This window comes from Zarconia sp., from assembly GCF_057467645.1.
In genome coordinates this window covers 14,041-35,144 of record NZ_JBRJXU010000095.1, presented here as the reverse complement: position 1 = coordinate 35,144, position 21,104 = coordinate 14,041, and the positions used below count along the sequence as shown (strand labels likewise).

General features: G+C 49.0%; 12 protein-coding genes and 2 tRNA genes. 8 read left to right on the top strand and 6 right to left on the bottom strand.

The genetic code is table 11. From position 1 onward, the window contains the following. Positions 1-215 precede the first annotated feature (215 nt). Positions 216-5,633, bottom strand: a complete 5,418-nt coding sequence (locus tag AC2215_RS14205) for a trifunctional serine/threonine-protein kinase/ATP-binding protein/sensor histidine kinase (RefSeq protein ID WP_486810668.1) — start codon at positions 5,631-5,633, stop codon at positions 216-218. A 144-nt stretch (positions 5,634-5,777) separates the two neighbouring features. Between AC2215_RS14205 and AC2215_RS14200 the strand changes: the two genes are divergently transcribed. From AC2215_RS14200 to AC2215_RS14190, 3 genes are all read left to right on the top strand, one after another. Next, positions 5,778-5,981, top strand: a complete 204-nt coding sequence (locus AC2215_RS14200; RefSeq protein WP_486810667.1) for a hypothetical protein — start codon at positions 5,778-5,780, stop codon at positions 5,979-5,981. Between the two features lie 129 nt (positions 5,982-6,110). After that, positions 6,111-8,627, top strand: coding sequence for a PAS domain-containing protein (locus AC2215_RS14195; protein WP_486810666.1), 2,517 nt, complete (start codon positions 6,111-6,113; stop codon positions 8,625-8,627). Beyond that, the gene (locus AC2215_RS14190; RefSeq protein ID WP_486810665.1) at positions 8,605-9,276 is read left to right on the top strand and encodes an ATP-binding response regulator; all 672 of its coding nucleotides are present in this window, start codon (positions 8,605-8,607) and stop codon (positions 9,274-9,276) included. Before AC2215_RS14195 ends, AC2215_RS14190 begins: the two co-directional genes overlap by 23 nt. 123 nt (positions 9,277-9,399) lie before the next feature. On the opposite strand, the gene menD is transcribed toward AC2215_RS14190, so the two are convergent. Further along, complete coding sequence (gene menD, locus AC2215_RS14185; protein ID WP_486810664.1) at positions 9,400-11,145, bottom strand: 2-succinyl-5-enolpyruvyl-6-hydroxy-3-cyclohexene-1-carboxylic-acid synthase; 1,746 nt, start codon at positions 11,143-11,145, stop codon at positions 9,400-9,402. 54 nt (positions 11,146-11,199) lie between these two features. On the opposite strand from menD, the gene rsmG reads away from it, so the two are divergent. After that, positions 11,200-11,874: a 16S rRNA (guanine(527)-N(7))-methyltransferase RsmG gene (gene rsmG, locus AC2215_RS14180; protein WP_486810663.1), complete on the top strand. Its 675-nt coding sequence runs from the start codon at positions 11,200-11,202 to the stop codon at positions 11,872-11,874. A 715-nt stretch (positions 11,875-12,589) separates the two neighbouring features. Here the strand turns inward: rsmG and AC2215_RS14175 are convergent. Next, positions 12,590-12,739 (bottom strand): hypothetical protein, encoded by a 150-nt coding sequence (locus tag AC2215_RS14175; RefSeq protein WP_486810662.1) that lies wholly within the window; start codon positions 12,737-12,739, stop codon positions 12,590-12,592. 553 nt (positions 12,740-13,292) lie between these two features. Next, positions 13,293-14,081 (bottom strand): HAD hydrolase family protein, encoded by a 789-nt coding sequence (locus AC2215_RS14170; RefSeq protein WP_486810661.1) that lies wholly within the window; start codon positions 14,079-14,081, stop codon positions 13,293-13,295. A gap of 599 nt (positions 14,082-14,680) precedes the next feature. Here AC2215_RS14170 and AC2215_RS14165 point away from each other — a divergent pair. The 4 genes from AC2215_RS14165 (at position 14,681) to AC2215_RS14150 (ending at position 18,131) form a co-directional block, all read left to right on the top strand. Beyond that, the gene (locus tag AC2215_RS14165; RefSeq protein WP_486810660.1) at positions 14,681-15,568 is read left to right on the top strand and encodes a hypothetical protein; all 888 of its coding nucleotides are present in this window, start codon (positions 14,681-14,683) and stop codon (positions 15,566-15,568) included. A 292-nt stretch (positions 15,569-15,860) separates the two neighbouring features. After that, positions 15,861-15,945, top strand: a tRNA-Tyr gene (locus tag AC2215_RS14160). Between the two features lie 28 nt (positions 15,946-15,973). Then, positions 15,974-16,045, top strand: a tRNA-Thr gene (locus tag AC2215_RS14155). A gap of 508 nt (positions 16,046-16,553) precedes the next feature. Beyond that, complete coding sequence (locus AC2215_RS14150) at positions 16,554-18,131, top strand: B12-binding domain-containing radical SAM protein (protein ID WP_486810659.1); 1,578 nt, start codon at positions 16,554-16,556, stop codon at positions 18,129-18,131. Between the two features lie 124 nt (positions 18,132-18,255). Here the strand turns inward: AC2215_RS14150 and AC2215_RS14145 are convergent, their stop codons facing one another. Beyond that, positions 18,256-18,672: a hypothetical protein gene (locus tag AC2215_RS14145; protein ID WP_486810658.1), complete on the bottom strand. Its 417-nt coding sequence runs from the start codon at positions 18,670-18,672 to the stop codon at positions 18,256-18,258. Positions 18,673-18,778: 106 nt separating this feature from the next. Next, entirely contained in the window at positions 18,779-20,920 is a 2,142-nt protein-coding gene (locus AC2215_RS14140; RefSeq protein WP_486810657.1) for a choice-of-anchor Q domain-containing protein, read from the bottom strand. Positions 20,921-21,104: the final 184 nt, after the last annotated feature.

Here is a 21,104-nt window from a genome sequence, read left to right as displayed (position 1 = left end):
GCGTTGCGCTGTCTCCCTTTTTTTTTACCCTTTTCGTCCAAAAGTCTAATTATCCGAACTGGATATCGTCATAATTCAGCACAAACGCTTACTCTGTGCTCCAATTCTCTTCCCCTGCAACGCCAGCTCGCTTCACCGTGAATTATGTTTCACAAGAGACACTTGTATAGCCGTCCTCTAAAAACGGGGTTTCAGACCCAAGGATCTTTGATGAATTACGGTAAATCGATCGCAAACTCGGTTCCCCGTCCGGGTTGGGAAGAACAAGATATCGTACCGCCATGCTTTTCTTCGACAATCTGACGGGCGATCGCCATTCCTAACCCCGTGCCTTTCCCCACCCCTTTGGTGGTAAATCCCTGCTCGAAAATCCGCGGCTTGATTTCAGAGGGTATCCCCACCCCATTATCGGAAATCCGGATGGTGACTCCCTCGTCTTGGATGTGGGTTTGAATGGTAATCCGGTTGGGATTGGCTGCAATTTCCTCAAAACGTCGTCCTGCGTTCCCTTCATCTAAAGCATCGATGGCGTTGGCAATCAGATTCATAAACACCTGATTGAGCTGTCCGGGAAAGCATCGTACTTCTGGGATGTTGCCGTATTCTTTGACAATTTCGATCGCCGGACGCTGTTCGTTAGCTTTGAGACGATGCTTGAGAATTAAGATGGTACTGTCGAGACCATCGTGGAGGTTGAAAGGGACTTTGTGTTCTTTGTCCGTTCTCGAAAACGTTCGCAAACTGGTACTAATATGGGCGATGCGATCGACCCCCAGTTTCATCGAATCAATCAATTTGGGTAAATCCGAGCGCAGAAAGTCTAAGTCGATGGCTTCAATTTCGTCTTCGATGGCTTCACTGGGATGGGGATTTTCCTCTTGATATAAGTCAATTAATCTCAACAAGTCTTGTACGTAATCTCGAGCGGGTTGGAGGTTACCGCCAATAAAGCCGACGGGATTGTTAATTTCGTGAGCCACACCCGCCACGAGATTTCCTAATGCCGACATCTTTTCGCTTTGCACCATTTGCAGTTGTGCTTGTTTCAAGTCTTCAAACGATTTGTGCAACATTTTGTTGGCGGCTTGGGTATTTTCGTAGAGTCGGGCATTTTCAATGGAAATAGCTGCCTGGGAACAGAGTAAATTGAGCACTTCCACTCGTTCTGGAGTAAAGGCTTTCGTGCTGAGGTTATTCTCTAAGTAGAGGATGCCAATGAGCCGACTTTGGTTAAGAATTGGGGTACAGAATAAGCTTTTGGGTTGCTGTTGTATCAGGTAAGTATCTGATGCAAAGCGAGTATCTTTTTCGACTTGGTTGAGCAGAATCGTCTGTTGAGTGCGCCCGACGGCACGAACGATGCTTGCTGGAAGAGTCTGTGCGTTGTCGAGGGGGGTGGCGCATAACTCGCAGGTTTCCTCAATGCACTGAGCGACCACTTCCCAGGTTTCGGTATTGTTCAAGACGAATGCGCCTTTATCGGCTCCGGCATTTTCAATGACAATGTGCATCAGTTGGGAGAGCAAGGCTTCGAGTTCGATTTCCCCGGAGAGGGCTTGAGAGGCTTTGATAGCTGCGGAGATATCGAGAATGGAAGTAGCAGTCTTGCTAGAAGTGGAAGTGCGAAGTGTCTGATGGGAGGAGAGAGTGGTGGTGGCGTCGAGGGTTAGGGAGGAGTGAGGTTGTTGAAGGATGGGGGTCAGCAGTTGGGGATAAGTCTGTTCGAGCTGGTCGGTTTTGGCTTTAGCTCCCCACCGGGCATAACAGTAGTAGGCTTCTACCATGTAGGTGGCGGCGATGTTCTCTTTGCCCCAATCGAGGTAGAGTTTGGCGGCGAGTTCGTTGGCGAGGGCTTCTTCTTGGAGGTATTCGTTGGCTTTGGCTTCGGCTATGGCACGATCGTATAACTCTATTGCCTCTAATTTTTGGTCTAGGATTCGAGATTTTTCTGCCTCCACGAGAAGATATTTGTGCAAGAAATTTTCTGGACAGCTTTCAGTCCAGGCTTTCAACTGTTCTTGGTTGGTATGAATTTGCTCCCATGCCTCGCTCTGCTCTTCTGAAGATAAATCTGACTGAATATTGAGCAAGATAAGAGACATATAGTAGAAGTAGCTACTATAGGTTGTAGAACCGATCGTTCCATTCAAAACCGCTTGGGCTTTTTGTGTGTAATCAAGACCCTCATTAAATCGCCCCATCAAACAAGCTAAGTGCATTCGCAAAATGTAGTATGCACTTACTGTCAGTAATGAGTTTGCAACTTCTCCATGATGAATAATTTCTTCAGGATTTAAGATCGAGTTGTTTTGGTTTTCAGCTTGCTGACTGAGTGATAACTGGCTAATAAAGATATGTGAAGCTGCCAGAGAAATTCGGAGCGAGTCATGTTTGATTTTTTCTGAAATGAGCCAATACTTATTGATATCCTCACCAATATCGAGCAAGTGTTCCCCTTGAAATAACCGATTGAGGATGCTAGCTAAGAGATTATATGCTGCGAATTGAATCTCCCCAGAATCCATTCCAGCGATAAAGCTACGGTAATTTACATTTGCTGCACCATTGATATGTCTCCCCCAGATGTGAATCCAATAACCCAGTAACAAACCCGCTTGACATTCTTGGGATTTACTATTGAGTTTTTGAGCTAGCTGGAGAGCCATGTCGGCAAACTCATAGCCTCGATCGTATCTTTGCTCCATGAGTCCAAGAAGGACACCATAATTGGCATAAGACTTCACCGATTCTGGAATATTACCATGCTCGATCGAAAGGTACACTGCCCTCAGTGAAACCACGCTATAAAGATTGATATCTCCGATAATATAAGTTGGTGGATCGAGTGAAATTGCGAGCTTTATCTCTGCTTTGACTTCTGGAGGAACTGTAGTATCGAGATCCAATAGCTCGTAGATATTACGCTCCCCTAGTAGCCTTTTTATCGCCGCATTCTCTGATTGAATTAATCGTTCCAAGTTGTCTCGATCGATTTTATTCCCCAACTCTTTGAGACCGATAAGTCCAATCTTAATCGCCTCTGCATATAGTCCTTGAATGCTATACGAGGAGATTTGTAGAACATAAAATTCAGCCCGATCGACTGGTGAAGTAAGATGCGGCAATATCCCCTGAATTGTTGATTTGAGTTGGTCGTGCTTGACACTACTCAACTGCGCCGAACCGAGCGCTTTATACAGCTCTAGCATCAGGTCGTAGCGATCGCACCATGCCTGTGCTCCTAGCAACTCAATACCAATCTCTACATATTCAATGGCTGCCTCATAAGCCGTTGAAGCGAGTGCTTTTTGTCCGGCCGTTAAATCTAGATTTGCCAGTTGTTCGAGTTCTGCCGGTTGGTTAATGAGCTTGCGCGCCACATTCAAATGACTGACAATATCAAAAATATATTGCTCCTGTTCCTCCTGGGAAAAATCTTCGAGCAAGAGTCGCCCCACCCGATAGTGAGTAAGAGGCTTTTGCTCCTCTGGAATTAAAGCATAAGCAGCTTGTTGAACGCGATCGTGAAGAAAGCGATAGCCAATTTTAATATTTTCAACGTCCGTAACTTCAACAGCATCGCCTTGGAAGAACTTATAGGTTTCGTTTTCGGGAATGACTAATCCTTCTTGGAGTGCTCGCCACAAATCTGTTGCCACATCTTCTTGATGCTGTTCGCAAACAATGGCTAGCATCGCTAAATCAAACTGATTGCCAATGCAAGCCGCCAACTTTAGAGCCTTTTGAGTTCCTTGCGGCAACTTCCGCAACCGCCCCACCATAAACTCCACCACATCATCGGCCAGAGCCAACTGTCGCACCTGTGTCAAATTACACTGCCAATAACCCCCATCCAAGTCGAATGTGATGTAACCCTCCTCATGCAGTCCTCGCAAAAACTGGGTTGTAAAAAAGGGATTGCCTTGGGTCTTCCGATCGACTAATTGCGATATGGGTCGAGCCACTTCCGGTTCGCACAATAGCGTATCGGCAACTAAATGATTAATATCCGACGCACTTAAGGGTTGCAACGTTAGGGTATTGAGATTTGCACCTTGTTCTCTTGGTGCGCGTTCCCTAGGCGAGGTTTCCTCGCCGGGGTCGCACCGCTTTTGCATCTCGTCGAGGCTCAGCATTAAAGGATGAGCGGGGAAAACTTCGTTATCGCGATAGGCTCCGAGCAACAGTAAATAGTCCCGATCGCTATCCCCCATCAACACCTTCATTAAATTCAATGAAGCCGAATCCGCCCACTGCAAGTCATCGAGGAACATCACTAATGGGTGTTCTGGGGTGGTGAAAATGGCAATGAATTTCTGAAACAGGAGATTGAACCGATTCTGGGCAGCCGTACCCGAAAGCTCTGTTGCAGGAGGCTGTGAGCCGATTACACGCTCGAGTTCCGGAATGACATCGATGAGGACTTGACCGTTGAGGCCCACGGCTTCGAGAATCTTCGCCTTCCAATTTGTTAATTCTTCATCGGATTCACTCAGGAGTTGCCCCATCAAGTCGCGGAAGGCACTCACGAAGGCACTAAAGGGAATATTGCGATTGAACTGGTCGTATTTCCCTTTGATGAAATAACCCCGTTGGCGGACGATGGGTTTGTGGACTTCATTGACGACGGCAGTTTTGCCAATGCCAGAGAATCCCGCCACCAGCATCATCTCCGATCCTCCTTGAGCCACCCTCTCGAAGGCATCGAGCAAGGTTTGGACTTCTCCTTCGCGTCCGTAGAGCTTTTCGGGGATGGTGAAGCGATCGCAAATATCCCGCTCTCCCAACTCAAACGGCTCGATATTCCCTGTTTCTTTCCACTGATACAGGCACTTTTCTAAATCGTATTTCAACCCCAACGCACTCTGATACCGGTCTTCGGCATTCTTGGCCATCAGTTTGAGAACAATGTCTTCAAGGGGGCGGGGTGTGAGGTGTGAGGTGTGGGGGAACGTTGGCAATTTAGCGATGTGACAGTGGACTAACTCCATGGGGTCATCACTTTGGAATGGTAATTTTCCCGCGAGCAACTCGTAGAACGTCACACCCAAAGAATAGAAGTCCGTTCGATAATCGATACCTCGATTCATGCGTCCGGTTTGTTCCGGGGAGATGTAGGCAAGGGTTCCCTCTAAGACATTGGGATTGCTAATTTGGAGGGTTTCTTTGGGCAGCAGAGAAGAGATGGAAAAGTCAATGAGTTTGACTTGTTTGGTTTCCGGATGAATGAGGATATTGGCTGGTTTGATGTCTTTGTGAATGACCCGATTTTGATAGAGTCCGTGGAGAATGTCGACCAGTTGAATGGCGATCGTGAGGAAGTCTACTATCGAGAACTGTTCTTTTCGCCACTCTCCTAGAGAAATATAACCGTCCGAAGGCATCACCAAGGCATAACCGTTGCCATGGGTGTCCAGAGATAAAGGTTTGACGATTCCGGGTAAATCGAGGTTTTTGGTAATGGTATATTGGTTGCGGAATTGAACCAGTTCGTTGAAGGTTGGATATTCGCTTCGCAGGAATTTGATGATGACGGCTTGGCTATCGTTGGTGCGAGTGCCGCGATACACCAATGTGCGAGTGCCTTCGTAGAGAGTGTCGCTGAGGTGATAGCCGGGAAGATTCGTCATCATCGTGTTGGAATAGACTGCTTTCTTCTAATATGGCTTTGGCGATCGCACCAACTCATGACTTGTATCACATTTAACTTGTCACCCATGGATATGACTGCGGTTCTCTAAAATAAAGAGGTCAACTCGACAAATAGGGAATTTTGCATGGTTTCATCAGAACTCATCGCAATCTTGCGAGAGCTAAGTCGTGCAGACAAGTTCTATGTCATGCAAGTTTTAAGATCGGAACTCGCCCAACAAGAAATGGAGACGATCGTACCCGATCGCTCTTATCCCGTTTGGTCGCCGTATAATGCAGTTGATGCAGCCGATACGATGCTAAAAATACTACGATCTGCTAAAACTTAAAACCATATGTAATGACACCCAACACTGTGTTGGTGCAGATGGCACAGAGACGATCGATGAGATATTTGGGATACTTGTGTCCTCAGAATTTCCCCCTCATTGTTTCTCATCCTTCCACAAAACTCCCCGATGAAACCAGACTCCTCTCTCCATGGCGCGATCGACCTCTACCCCCTTACCGTCTTCCCCGAAACACCCGTATCTGAAGTCATCGCCCGCTTCCTCGAATCCGATGCTCGTTGCGTCTTGGTTGTTGAAACCCCCGATTCTCCCAAACTCCTGGGTGAGTTGAGCGATCGCGATCTCTTAGGTTTGCTTGCATCGGGAAAAAACTGCGATCGCCTCGAAATTCAGGCAGTGATGAAAGAACCAACGGCGGTACTCGAAGCCTCAACCGCCCAAAATTTATCGGTTCTGCTCGATCGATTCCGCCAAACCGAATTGTGCCATCTTCCCATCGTCAATGCAGACGGTTTCCTCGTCGGAGTGGTGACACAAAACAGCCTACTCCAAGCCATCGATCCGAAAACCCTCAAAAAAATCGATCGACTCCAAGAAACCAACGCCCGCCTCCAAGGGCAACTCAAATCCCGCGTTCGGGCAGAACAAGCCCTGGAGATGCGAGAAAATCGACTGCAATGGCAGCAAATCGTTCTGGTGGAACTCTCGAAATGCTCGGAATTTCATACGGGGAATCTTAAGGCGGCCCTGGAAAAACTCACCCAAACGGCATCCCATACCTTAGATGTGGAACGAGTCAGCATTTGGTTCTACAACGACGATCGCACGTATCTCGAATGTGCCGATCTCTACGAACTCGATCGACGGCAGCATTCAGCGGGAATGGTGCTGGAGGTGGCATCTCACCCGAAGTATTTCCACACCTTAGAACTGGGCAAATCGATCGTCTCCAAGGAATCCAATCACCCCAGATTGCAAGCCGTCGCCGCCGATTCCCGATTGGACGTGCCGATTCGGGCAGCGGGTCAAACCATCGGCGTTCTCGGACTCGATCGCCGAGGCAAAAATCGACCCTGGATGCTTGAAGAGCAAAACTTTGCCAATTATCTCGCCTATATGGCCTCTCTGGCACGGGAAGCCCGCGATCGCATCTTGGCAGAAACGGCCCTGCAACAGAGTGAGGAACGCTATGCTCTCGCCACCGCCCAGAGTCAGGTCGGTGTTTGGGATTGGTATCTGGGGGGCGATCGCATTTATCTGACCCCGAACCTGAAAGCAATGTTGGGCTATAGTAATGGGGAAATTCCCCACTCGTTTAAATCCTGGCTGGCGGGGGTTCACCCGGCCGATCGCAAATCGACGATTGCCGCGGTTCGCGCCTACTTCAAAGGCGATCGTTCTCTATGCGAAATGTCCCATCGGATGTTGCACCGAGATGGTCGCATTTGTTGGATTCTCTGGCGAGGGATGGCTTTTCGCGATCTCGACGGCAAACTGGCGCGGGTGGCGGGGACGGCAACGGATATCACCCAACTCAAGGAAGCTGAAGAAGCATTACGATCGACCCAGCAGCGTCTGGGATACCTACTCACCTCCAGTCCGGCAGTCATTTACAGCCGCCGTCCCGATCGCGATTATTCTACAACCTTTATTAGCGACAATATCGAGGAAATTTTGGGCTATTCGGTAGCTCAATGGCTGGCCGAACCGACATTTTGGCGCGATCGACTCCACCCATCGGATGCCCCCGCCGTTCTCGCGAGTTTAGCGGATTTGGGCGAAAGAGAGTACCACGTCAACGAATACCGTTTCCGCCACCGAGATGGGGAGTATCGATGGTTGCGCGACGAAGTGCGAGTGGTACGCGACGGGGTCGGGAATTCCGTAGAATGGATCGGTTCTTCGATCGATATTAGCGATCGCAAACAAGCCGAAGAGGAAGTCCGCGTCGCCTTGGAAAAAGAACGGGAACTCAACGACCTCAAATCCCGTTTCGTGACGATGACATCCCACGAATTCCGCACCCCTCTGGCAATTATCAAGTCTTCGGGACAATTGCTCGAGCGCTACGAATGGGAGAGAGCGCAACAACTCGAACAACTCGGGCAAATTCTCTCGGCCGCCCAACACATGACTCACTTACTCGATGATGTCCTGACTCTGGGACGCGCCGAAGCGGGTAAAGTGAATTTCGACCCTCAACCTTTAGAATTGACGCCCTTTTGCGAGCGCCTGGTCTCGGAAATTCGTGCCGGTCTCGGTGGCGATCGTACCATCGAACTAAGCATCGAAGCTGCCGATCGCACGATCCTCCCGGTGGTGGATGAAAAACTTTTACGACAAATTCTTGACAATTTGCTCGCGAATGCAATTAAGTATTCTCTTCCTGGCAGTCCGATTCGAGCCGCCCTGCGGTATCATCGAGATCGAGTTATCATCCAAATTCAAGATCGAGGAATCGGCATTCCACCTGAAGACTTACCTCATTTATTCGAGTCTTTCCACCGAGCGAAAAATGTCGGCACAATTCCGGGTACGGGATTGGGTTTAGCAATTGTCAAAAGGTGTGTTGAATTACATGGGGGTGCGATCGAAGTTACCAGTAAAGTCAGTGTAGGAACGACTTTTAGCGTAACATTACCGTTCAATAGCGCACGCAAACATGAAGAAAATATTAGTGATTGAAGACGAACAGCTATTACTCAAAAATATTTTGAGTATTCTCAAAGCAGAAGGGTTTGAAGCCATCGGTGCATCGAACGGTTCCATCGGCGTTCAAATGGCTGGCGACGAGCATCCCGATCTGATTCTTTGCGATGTGATGATGCCGGACTTAGACGGGTATGGCGTTCTCAAACAACTGCAAGAAGACCCGGAAACTAACTTAATTCCGTTCCTTTTTCTGACGGCAAAATCCGATCGGGCGGATATTCGTCAAGGAATCGAACTCGGTGCGGATGACTACCTCACGAAGCCTTTTGATATCGATGAACTGCTCCGGGCGATCGAAGCTCGTTTCAAAAAGCAAGAAGTATTTTACGGACGGATGAAGTCTCTATCGGAAGAACTCAACAAACTTCAACAGTTCGTGAGTGCAAAAGATGAGATGTTATCGAATTTAACCCAAGAACTGCGCCAACCGGTTTCTAACATTAACATGGCGCTCAAAATGCTCGAAAACGAACAACCCCCAGAGGCAAAAGAGCGCTATCTCAAAATCTTGAATGAGGAATTTGCCCGAGAAATTTCTTTGCTCAATCAAGTTTCGGAAGCACAAAAGTTGTTAACCCCCGAAAATGTTAGTCTTTTACGGCAGTTTGGAATGCTCAAGTAAGCTCGAAATCGGTGCAATATTTAATTAAAAATCTGGGTGAGGTGAGCATCGGGGGCATCGGGAGCTTCGGGGAAGTGGGGAGAGAATTGAGAGCATTTTAATGGAGTAATCATGGCTTTCACCTCAATCAAATTGAGCGGTTTCTAGCTCGCGGAAAAATTGTTTTCGCCATTGGGTATTCAGTTTGCGATCGGTTTTCAGTTCCAAAACTCGAATTCCTTCCTGGGGAAGAACTGTTAATCGATCGACGAACTGCTGCCAATCTCGAATCCGTTCGTACTCAACCCCATATGTCTTGCACAATGGCTCGAAATCGATCGGTTGTGGTGTCGCGAAAAACGTTTCAAAGGGCGGGTCAAATTGAGAAACAGGAAGCATTTCAAAAATTCCCCCCCCATTATTATTGATTAAAACAATCGTTAAATGACCGACAAAAAACTGACGCAGTAAAAAGCCATTGGTATCGTGAAGTAATGCCAAATCCCCCGTTAGCATGACGCTCGAGCGATGGCGGTGGGCAATTCCCAAGGCTGTGGAAAGGGTTCCGTCAATGCCATTCGCCCCTCGATTGAAAAAGGGTTGAATGCCCGAATTTCCCGGTTGCCAGAAAAATTCCACATCCCGAACGGGCATACTATTGGCGATGAAGAACGGCGTTTGAGGCGGTAGTACCCGAGACAGTAACCAGGCCGCTTTCGGTTCGACGATCGCATCGAGTTCCTCCATTGCCCGATCGATTTTTTCTCGGACTTGGTTTTCGGCTTCCCACCAGCGTTGGCAATACTGACCATTTCGGGAAATTTCGAGATGGTCGGGTACTCGCAGAGATTCGATCGCCCATCGTAAATGAGTGGTGTTGCCGTGGAGGGGATCGAAATTCTCCGCCGCCGGATCGAGAATCCAATGCCGGGGTTGATGAGTTGCCAGCCAGTTGCGCAGTTCCTTACTCGTGGGTAGTTCGCCAATTTGAACGACGACATCGGGACTTAAATCTCCGGCGAGTTGAGGGTGGCGGAGAATCCCATCGTAGGTGGAGATGAGATAGGGATTGAGGGAATGGTAATTGCGTACCGGAGATAACCCTTCCGCTAGAACCGGCCAGCCGAGGGTTTTGGCAAAATGGGCGATCGCCTTGCAATAGCGTTCTGGCTGCTGGGGTTGGGCAAGTCCGGCGATGATGATGCCCCGATCGCACTTTTCCCAAATTTGCCAAACCTCTGAAGCCCCATCCCCACCGATAACGGGCGACGATGCAGCAGATACAGCGGCAAAAAAGTCTGATGGAAACCCTCGGGCGAGTTCTGCGGCAGCAGCCTCCGGCAAAGGGGGTAGCGGATCGCGAAAGGGACAGTTGAGATGAACGACACCGGAGTGGGGGAAACGGGTGCGTTCCCAGGCGTGGGTGAGGGTTTGCCGCAGGTACGCCAGCATCGATAGTTCCAGAGACGGAATTGCGAGTTCGGCTTGCCAGTTGGGATAGTTGCCGTAGAGTTTGAGTTGATCGATAGCCTGTCCGGCGTGACAGCCTCTCAACTCTGGCGGGCGATCTGCGGTGAGGACGAGCAATGGTACTCGGCTTTCTCGGGCTTCGATAACGGCCGGATAATAATTCGCCCCGGCGGTTCCAGAAGTACAGACTAACACTGTTGGCAGTCCGGATTTTCGGGCGAGTCCGAGGGCAAAAAACGCGGCCGAACGCTCGTCGAGAACGGGAATGGCTTCGATACTGGGATGGGAGGCGAAGGCGATGGTGAGGGGGGTGGAACGGGAACCGGGGGAGAGGATGGCGATGGAGAGTCCGAGTCGGGCGAGGGTTTCGACGAGAACGGATGCCCACACCGTATTCGTATTGCGGAAGTCGATCGGCATTGGAGGGGTAAAATTAAGCGTTGGTACGCCCCGGTTTGAAGGCCGGAGAACTCGATGACGGATACCCAGCTACCCGAGATGATGTCGGTTTGGAACCAGACACTGGGATGGCAACCCAACTCAACGCAACAGCAACAGTTCGGCAACCTGTACGAGCTGATTTTACAGGGAAACCAGCAGCTCAATCTAACCCGCATTACCGAACCGATGGAATTTTGGGAAAAGCACCTTTGGGATTCCTTGCGAGGTTTGGGTGCCCTGCCCGAGTCTGTGCCTTCTCAACTGCGGGCGATCGATATCGGGACGGGGGCGGGATTTCCGGGTTTGCCCGTGGCGATCGTCCACCCGCAATGGCAGGTAACGCTGCTCGATTCTAAGGGTAAGAAGATCGCGTTTCTCGATACGTTGCGATCGACTCTCAATCTCTCCAACATCATTGCCCTCGCGGGAAGGGCGGAGAAAATTGCCAAACAGTCCCGGCACCGGCAAGCTTACGATTTAGCTTTGATTCGAGCGGTGGGTTCTGCATCGCTTTGCGCCCGGTACGCACTCCCACTGCTCAAATCTGAGGGAATCGCCATCCTGTATCGCGGTCGCTGGACTACCGAAGAAAAAGTATCGCTACAAAAAACAATAGACTCGATCGGAGGAACCCTCGAGTCTGTGGATGCATTCGAGACACCTATCTCTCGAGCCATCCGTCATTGTATTTATATCCGGAAAAGCTAACCCCTATTCTGACTAAATTGAAGATGTTTTTCGGGCGATCGCCACCGCATTTTGCATTTCTCGCCACGCTCTGACAATTTCAGCATGGAATAGTTTTTTCATTTCAGGTTCCGACAGGGGTGGCAGACTTGGGATCTTACTTGAGGGCGCAGACAAATGCATGATGTTTATCAGTAATTTCACATAAACTTCTTGTACGAGAGATCGATGCTTTTCTCAGCGATCGAGATCGCACAATTCTTGTGACTTAGATCGCTCAATGACCTGTAACGCTCAATTAGCTGGAAATATTGCTCATCGCAACCGAAAAAACTGAGAAAAAAGATTTCGGCCGTCTATTCTCACCCTCCATCTAAATTGGGCTAGAACTGACTGTGATGCTGATATACATTCTATGGGGTTAATTCGAGATTAAGGCTCGATCTGTAAAATGACTCAAAAAAATGTTACCAATCTTTAATAAAGTCATTAAAACAATTTTTCTCCTTCCATCGCACTACTTTCTCGGGTTTCGGGAAAGGAGGTTTAGAGGGCAAGAATCTGCGCCCTTGGTCAGTATTCGACGGACGATTGCCAATTATTACTCAATTGTTATGCCAATGTAAAATTCGAGCGCAAAGTGACTGAATAATTTGCTGCGAACTCTCCATAAAAATAATATCCCCACCGCATGGATGGGGATATTCAGAATCTTCTAGGTTAAGGTTGAGGTTGCTCAATCTACCCATGCAGAACCGTGATAGGGTTCCCCTTCAAAAGGTTGTACGCCAATCTCGGGGTATTGGTCATCGGTTGGGCTAAAAATACGACCCGCTGCTTCAAATAGGGATTGCATGGCATTCCTTATCATAAGCTCGATTTTCATAAGACTTAGACCTCTTACTTACGTATAAGTGACCGAATTTATATTTTCATTATAGAAAAAGCTTAAAACAATCGTTTATTTTGCAAAGAATGTTGACAGGGATTATCGAATGTTTACCTTTAGGTAAAGCTGAGTAACACTCGAAATGCAACTCGATCGCAAGATGGTAATTGGTAACAGCAGCTCGATAAAATTAACGTCAGTTCTGGATGGTTGTATCCGCTTCGGGCGCGCAATGGGGAACGGGGAATGGGAATGGAAGTGCCTTCCTAATCCGAAGAGGAGATTAACTCCAGAAAAATACGGACTCACGATTTCCACTTTTTTTCCGTTGTCTGTAGAAATTTCCAGGAGAGAGGAATCCTCGTCCGAATGAGAGGTGTCTTTCTTCTCGGCTGAAATTTCAGACTTCAGTCATCGATGGCTGGCGTTTAAGCAAAACTCAATGTAGCAGGCTCAAACCTTTACAGAACAAGCATTTTGGGTTTCCCCGACCGACATCGCCTCGAAACGCTAAAATCCCTTCAGGATAAAGCTTTGAGGATTCAATCGGTTAAATGGGTCTCAACTCCAAATCGGTTAAGTACCGCACCAACTCGCCAAATCCTTCCCCTTCAAGACTCTGGGTCATGTAAGCGGGAGGATGGGGGAGTATATCGAGATAATCGACAATATTAGCCACTCCCACGGAATGGGGGAAATAACCCGGATCGAATAGGGTGCGATCGTTGGGACTATCCCCCACTGTTAAAACCCGATCGCGATCGAACTGGGGAAAGTAATCCTGCAAAACTTGCAAAACCGCCGTCGCTTTTTCCTGGGCGATCGGTTTGATATGGCACTGCACGGTACTGTAGACAAAGTCCCAACCTTGCTCCTGGCATGCTGCCTCCATCCGTTGTAAATCCTGCAGACTCAACCCGGCGACATCAAACGTCCAATCCGTCAGTCGAAAAGGATTGTCCGCCGATTCTCGCAAGTGGGGAAAGTCCCGTTGCAGCAACTCGAAAACCCGCGCCAACTTTTGTCGGTGGGCGATGGGATCGGTAATGGGAGTCAGGGGAAGGGGATGTTCTCGATCTTTGAGGTAGAGTAACCCGCCATTTTCGGCGATCGCTCCCCACACCGGTAGGTACTGTGCCAAACCGCTCACCCAACCGGCAGATCTTCCCGTGACGATGACAACCGGAATCTGCAAGCGTGCCAACTCTTCCAAACCGGCGAGCAAACTGGAGGTAAACCGACCCTGTTGGGTTAACGTACCGTCCATATCCGTCGCCACCAAGCTGATTTTGGGGACCAATTGGGCGGCAATTTCTCGACAGAGCAATTTCGGAGACATATCGCGGTATTGAACGTCAGTTTGGGATCGAACCTTTTCCGGTCAGAATGGAATGTGGGCGGTATCGGGTTAAGTACTGGTATCAATTGAGCTTTGAGGGAGAGCGCGGAATTCTCTTTGGGTGGGGACATTTCCAACGATACGATTGTTAGAAATGCGAGCAAGATGTTTGTGCGTTCCGCACGCGCCCATGCGCACGATTGTCCTAACGCAACTGAATACAGCGATTGCTTTCTCTCTTCTCCCCCTCCCCCAACAACGCCAGCAACGCCTGCTCGAATCCAGCGAAACCTAAAGAACATACACTTGTCGGCTGCCTCCCATGTTCCCAAAACTATCCCGGCTGATTTTCACCCCTGTCTGTTGGAATGCAAGTGGAGGGCGATATACTAGTGACTAGCTCGTTCGAGCACCTAGAGGGTAGGGGAATAACGACCGATCTAACTCCATAAACTTCGAAGATCTCGGTGACTCAACACCTTAAATAGACCGGCCAGACCGGTTAACGAACATTCGATCGCATTTACCGATCTCGGTGGTGGGCGGACGGTGCATTCTATTCATAAGATAGAAATATCCAATCGTGTCAGTAACGTCTTATGTCAGATCCCATTGTTCTCGTCGAGCCGACTTTAGCACAAACCCCGTTTCCATCTCAAGGACAAACAGTCCCCAATAGCTCCCTGATGATGGGGGTTCTTGGGTTTGTTTCCGTTGGGGCGATCGTGGCAACAATTTTATCGCGAGTTCAGATGAGCAAGCTCAATAAAAAGCTCAGAACCGAAGAATTTAAAAATCGCGAACTCCAAAAGAAATATAAGCACGCCATCGCTACCATCGGCAAGATGGAAAAGAATCCCGACCTGATTCACTCGCGGGAGTTTAATCTGGATTACTTGCGGATGCGAATGGAAGAAGAAACCTTCCATTTTGCCGTGGTCAATCAGATTAAAGTGAAGGTCAAAAATAAAATCAGCGTCGCCCTGCGTCCCAATGCAGATAATCGGGGGGCGGGACGGTTGGTGGATGAGACGTTTGATGTGGAACACGAAACCGGTGTGGGTTCTCAAACCAAAAAGAGAGTTCTGTTCCGGATTCAAATCAAGATGACGAAGTTGCCGACGCAACCCACCTCCGCCACGATCGGTCAAATTATCGACTGTATCGAAACCTATCTGAGTCCTGCCGGAGATCGCGATACTTGGCAGCCGGCGATCCAGGGTCGCGTGGCGTACATCCATTGGGACCAAAATGCCAAGCCCACTCCTTTGTTGGTGCTCGAACAAACGAATGAAGGGGTCAATGTCACCTTCCGTACTAAGCGCAGCGCTCATGGTGCCTACGCCATGGAGGAAGAGAAAGCTAAAGCCATTCCCTCTGCTGCTGCCAAACAAGCCGGTACTCGCACGACCCGACGAGCGGGAGCAAAACGCCCGGTTGCCAAGGCGTCCAGACCGACCCGAACCGCAAATACCCGAATTCGATAGGCTAAAAGCGTGTCCGTAGTTTCGATCGACCAGCCGACACAAACTCTTTCCACATCAGGGTGAGATTTGGGGGGTAACATCTGGGTTTGATGTTGGACGCTCGTATATTTGGATCGAAAGATTCTCGATCGACTTGAACGCCCTGTTGCCCGATCTGCTGAAATTGTGACGTTTGCCTGCGGTGTTACCGTTCTTTTGGAGTCCCACTCGAGAACTGGAGAAAAAAAAATTTGAAAAAAATTGTATTTTGTTGGTAACGATGCTAAGATTAATAACTGTGGTCAAAATTCATGGGTCGGTGCCCGAGTGGTTAATGGGGGTGGACTGTAAATCCACTGGCTATGCCTACGCTGGTTCGAATCCAGCCCGGCCCACCACAAATCAAGACCGAGTCATTCGGTTGTTGCCCTTGTAGCTCAGTGGTAGAGCGCACCCTTGGTAAGGGTGAGGTCACGAGTTCAATCCTCGTCAAGGGCTTTTTAAAAGTAGTGTAGCACTTTAGCTTCGTCATATTTCAAAAGAGTCTGTCTCCAATTGGGAATCGGAAACGATCTTTTATAACTCAACTCGCCCAGCTTGCACGATCGCCTCGGGGTTGAGAGTCATGTTAGTTCGAAGGGCTTACCATCTCTCATTAACGTCAGTTTTGCTGAAGCAGCCTCGCCGAGATACCGATTCTCGATGAGGTTCGGGCGGTCGGCAAGCTTCACGAAAGCGAGGGTACAACACTCGAGTCATGGGTGAAAGATTAGAATCGTCGATGATTTGTCAAGCCCTACACGCCACTAAGCCCTCTGGAGGGTCACCGCGTCACCGTCCCACCCTCACCGGAAACAGTCTGAGCCAAATCTGAGCCACAACGGACGTTAATTGGGGCTTGTTGAATCAGTCATTCGCACTATGATAGATACATTTGTTTGTTCTCGATCGTCCCGATAAGCCGATCGCCTCAAATGCGAGTTTTTGAAAGAGTCTTTGAAATATCATGCGCGTTTTATTAAACTACCCGGTGTTTCCGCCAACGTTTTGGTCCTATGAAAAAATTCTCGAGTTAGTCGATCGCAAAGTTTTGCTGCCTCCCCTGGGATTGGTAACGGTGGCGGCGATTCTACCCCAGGAATGGGAGTTTAAACTCGTCGATCGGAATATTCGCGCGGTGACGGAAGAAGAATGGGAGTGGGCGGATCTGGTACTGATATCGGCGATGATCGTTCAAAAAAGCGATTTTATCGACCAAATTCGGGAAGCCAAACGACGGGGAAAACCGGTAGCTGTGGGTGGTCCCTACCCCACATCCGTACCTTCGGAAGCCCAAGAAGCCGGGGCGGATTTCTTAATACTCGATGAAGGAGAAATTACCCTGCCGATGTTTGTGGAAGCCTTGGAGCGCGGGAAAACCAGCGGTACGTTCCGCAGCAGCGAAAAACCCGATGTCACCACAACTCCCATCCCCCGCTACGATTTGCTGGAGTTTGATGCATACGATTCGATGTCGGTGCAGTTTTCTCGAGGTTGTCCGTTTCAGTGCGAGTTCTGCGATATTATCGTCCTCTACGGTCGCAAACCCCGCACCAAAACCCCCGCCCAATTGTTGCAAGAGTTAGACTATCTCTACGAGTTGGGGTGGCGGCGCGGTATTTTCATGGTTGACGATAATTTTATCGGCAACAAACGCAATGTCAAACTACTGCTCAAAGACCTCAAAGTTTGGCAAGAAGAACATCAGTATCCATTTGCATTTAATACCGAAGCCTCTGTGGATTTAGCCGCAGATCCCGAATTAATGGAAATGATGGTTGAATGTAACTTTAATGGGGTTTTCTTGGGCATTGAAACCCCCGACGAAGAGAGTTTGAAGCTCACGAAAAAGTTTCAAAATACCCGATCGTCTCTCTCGGATACTGTCGATAAAATTATTCGGGCGGGATTGCGACCGATGGCCGGATTTATTATCGGTTTTGATGGGGAGAAATCCGGTGCGGCCTCGCGAATTATTCGGTTTGTGGAAGAAGCGGCGATTCCCACAGCCTTATTTGGTATGTTACAAGCTCTACCCAATACGGCTCTTTGGGAACGTTTAGAAAAGGAAGAGCGTTTGGTTCAGAGCGATCGCCAAGATATCAATCAAAGCACGTTGATGAATTTTATTCCCACTCGTCCGATCGAGGAACTCGCGCGGGAATTTATCGATGCCTTCTGGGGACTTTACGATGCAGAAGCCTTTTTAGATCGGACCTATCGCTGTTTTCTCAAAATGGGAACGCCTAAGTTTAAAGCCCCCTCTAAACTGCCGAGTTGGATCGATGTTCGTGCGTTGGCGATCGTCGTTTGGCGGCAAGGTTTTAAACGCAGCACTCGCTGGAAATTCTGGCATCACCTGTTCGGCATTCTCAAGCACAATCCCCAGGTTTGGGACTACTACTTAACCGTGTGCGCCCACAACGAGCATTTCTTGGAATACCGCCAAATCGTGCGGGATGAAATCGAGCGGCAGTTGGCGGAGTTTCAAGCCCAAAACTCGATCCGAAATCAGCAAAAGGAAGTCGAAGCGATCGCGCCTTAAAGGGAAGCCAGGGCTTTGGGGGCAAGGGAAGATTCACAGTGGGAGCATCTTGCTCCCGTTTTCCCCGTTTCTCCCTCAGCTCCCCTTTCTCTCTCTTCCCCCGTTTCTCGAGTCACTGCGAGACCTATTTCTCACCCTCGCCATCTTCCGATGTCAGCAGGGGAATTTCACTGATAGTCAACTCTTCAATCAGTTCGCGGGTTAAGCCTTTTTCTTCAAGCTGGGTGATGAGCTTGTTGAGTTGCCACCACACCAATCCGCTGCTGAGGAGAGCTGTTGGCAAGGCAATTAGATAGGAAATGGCTGGGGGGATACCGAAGATGGATAGACCCGCACCCAGGAAAAGGCACGCACCCGCAGTGGCACCAATAAAGGGAAGTTTAAGTTGAGACCCTTTGAGGGAGACGAGTAGGCGACTGGAGCGACTTTTCGACCATTCGGAGAGCGATCGCACCAAGGTATAGTAAATAGCCGTTCCGGAGGTAATGCCGATAAAAATGCCGGCCAAGACAAGGAAATAGGGCGGTTGAGAATAGTACATAATTATTGTGTTTCTGTTGCGTTATTGTTAAGTTTAGCGATCGGCGCTCTTGCGATATAATACCAGTTTTCATCGCCTTCCCCGCGCCATCGCCTCGAGTTCCACCTCACGCGAAATCCGCCGCACTGATGGCAATCGCATCAATTTGAGAGAGGATGACGAGGGTTTCTCCAGTACTGGTGAGAGAGATGGAAGTGTCGCCGCCAGTTTGAGCGATCGTTAATTCCTCAAAAGTTAACTCTTCTGTAAGGAGGAGTAAATCTTCACCGTCCTCGAAGTCGGCGATCGTATCAGTTCCGCGAGCGGGTGCGAGTACGAAGCGATCGCTGCCGTTCCCCCCACGTAAACTGTCCCTGCCAAAATCTCCGCTGAGACGATCGTCTCCGTCTCCTCCGGTGAGGGTATCATCGTTTTTCCCCCCGAACAAACTATCGCTACCGAGGTCTCCAAACAGTTCGTCGTTTTCGGTATTTCCAAACAAGATATCGTTATTTTGACCGCCGAAGATTGTATCGCTGCCAATTTCTCCGAGCAGTACGTCATCTTGTTGGTTCCCATAAATTAGATCGTTGTCTCGTCCGCCAAATAAAAGATCGTTATCGGCATTTCCCACTAACGTATCGTTACCAGAATTGCCGAAAATTGTATCGTTTCCACTCGCTCCAAACACGAGATCGTTTCCCGCTAACGCTGCAGCGAGATCGTCGCTATTTTCTAAAGTAACGGTATCGTCATTCGGGGTAAAAAGTGTCTCTTCGGGTAAAATTCCGCCTACTTCAAACGCACCGATATCGATTTGTCCGTCCGTCCGCAACGCGCCGCGTCCGTCGGTGGTTACGTTGGCAAGATTCCGTCCAGCATTAATCGCCGCACTTCCTGAAAGTAAGGCATGGGTGAGAATGCTGCCCCCATTATCTTGGAGGGGACTTAAATTGGGATCGGCGATCGTGACGCTAGCGGTAATTCGGCGTTCTTCCACCCCACTATTGGTAATACCGGGAAACTGAAGATTATTACCGCCATCTTCAAGTTGAAGATTGGTTTGTTGGTCGGTATTATTAGAATCTCTAGCAGTATTATTAGCAACAATAGTATTGGTTAATGTAACGGGATTCGTCCGACTAAAAATTGCGCCACCGTTACCGCCAGCTCTGTTATTTACGAGGGTTGTATTGGTAATATTGGTGGGACTTGAAACTCGCAGCGCACCCCCAACACCCCCGCCATTACCATCATCGGCAATATTCCCAGAAAAGGTGCTATTGGTAACCGTAACATCAGCGGTTTCAAAGGCAAAAAATCCACCACCGCGATTCAACACGCGATTGTTAGCAATAGTCGAATTTTCGACAAATAATTCACCGTCCGTATGCCAAATTCCACCCCCTTGAGATTCTCCAGCCACATCGAGAATCACTTCGTTATTAATAAACGTGCTGCCCTCAATCCGAGCCACATCGGGATCGTAGAGAAAGAAGAAAACTCCCCCACCCCGTCCGGCACTGCGATTCCTCTCAAATAAAGTATCTCGGACTAAAATCAGTCCGCCGGAAGTGGTATCGTTACGATCGCTTGCCCCATCGACAAAAATCGCCCCACCAAAGCCGTTAGGATTGGTAGTAGATGCACCGGGGGTGGCATCATTACCGATGAAGCGGGAGTTTTCAACGGTTAAACCACTCAGAAGGTTGTAAACTGCACCGCCGTTAATGCCTTGATTGTTCGTAAAGTTACTATTTTGAATGGTAGTGGTATTGAAGGCAAAAATACTAATTGCCCCACCGCTAAAACCATCGGTGGAGGTCGATCGATTGCCGTCAAATTGGCTGTTGGTTATCGCGATATTACTGCGAGAATTAACAGCAACTGCCCCACCTTGTCCGCCAGTATTGTTGAGAAATTGACTGTTTTCGATCGTCAGATCGTTCTGTCCTCGTGCGAAAATTGCCCCACCGCGATCGGTAGAAAATCCATCGATGAGGGTGAGGTTTTGCAGGGTAAACTCCACCCCCGAGGCAATATTAAAAATGCGACTGGCATTATTCCCGCTGAGGGTTAGCCCCACAGCATTTGCCCCATTGATAGTGAGAGGTTTATCGACGGTTAATTCCGTGCCATCGAGGCTAATCCTTTGGTTCGCTAGACTCCCATCAAAGGCAATGGTATCCCCCGGTTGGGATAGGGCGATCGCCTCGCGCAGGGAACCGGAACCGCGATCGGCAGTGGACGTAACAGTCAGAGTTGGCATATGGCTGATGGAAAATGATGGGCCCAGATGTCACTCAAGCCCAACGGGGCGCTCAGTCAGCAGTCGTATCGTTTAAGCCCGAATGAAGCGGAACGCACGCCTCTTAATTGATGAAGACAAAATTCCGACTCAATTCATTTGTTAAATCCTCTGATTTTCAACAGAGGTCAAACTGATGACTGAT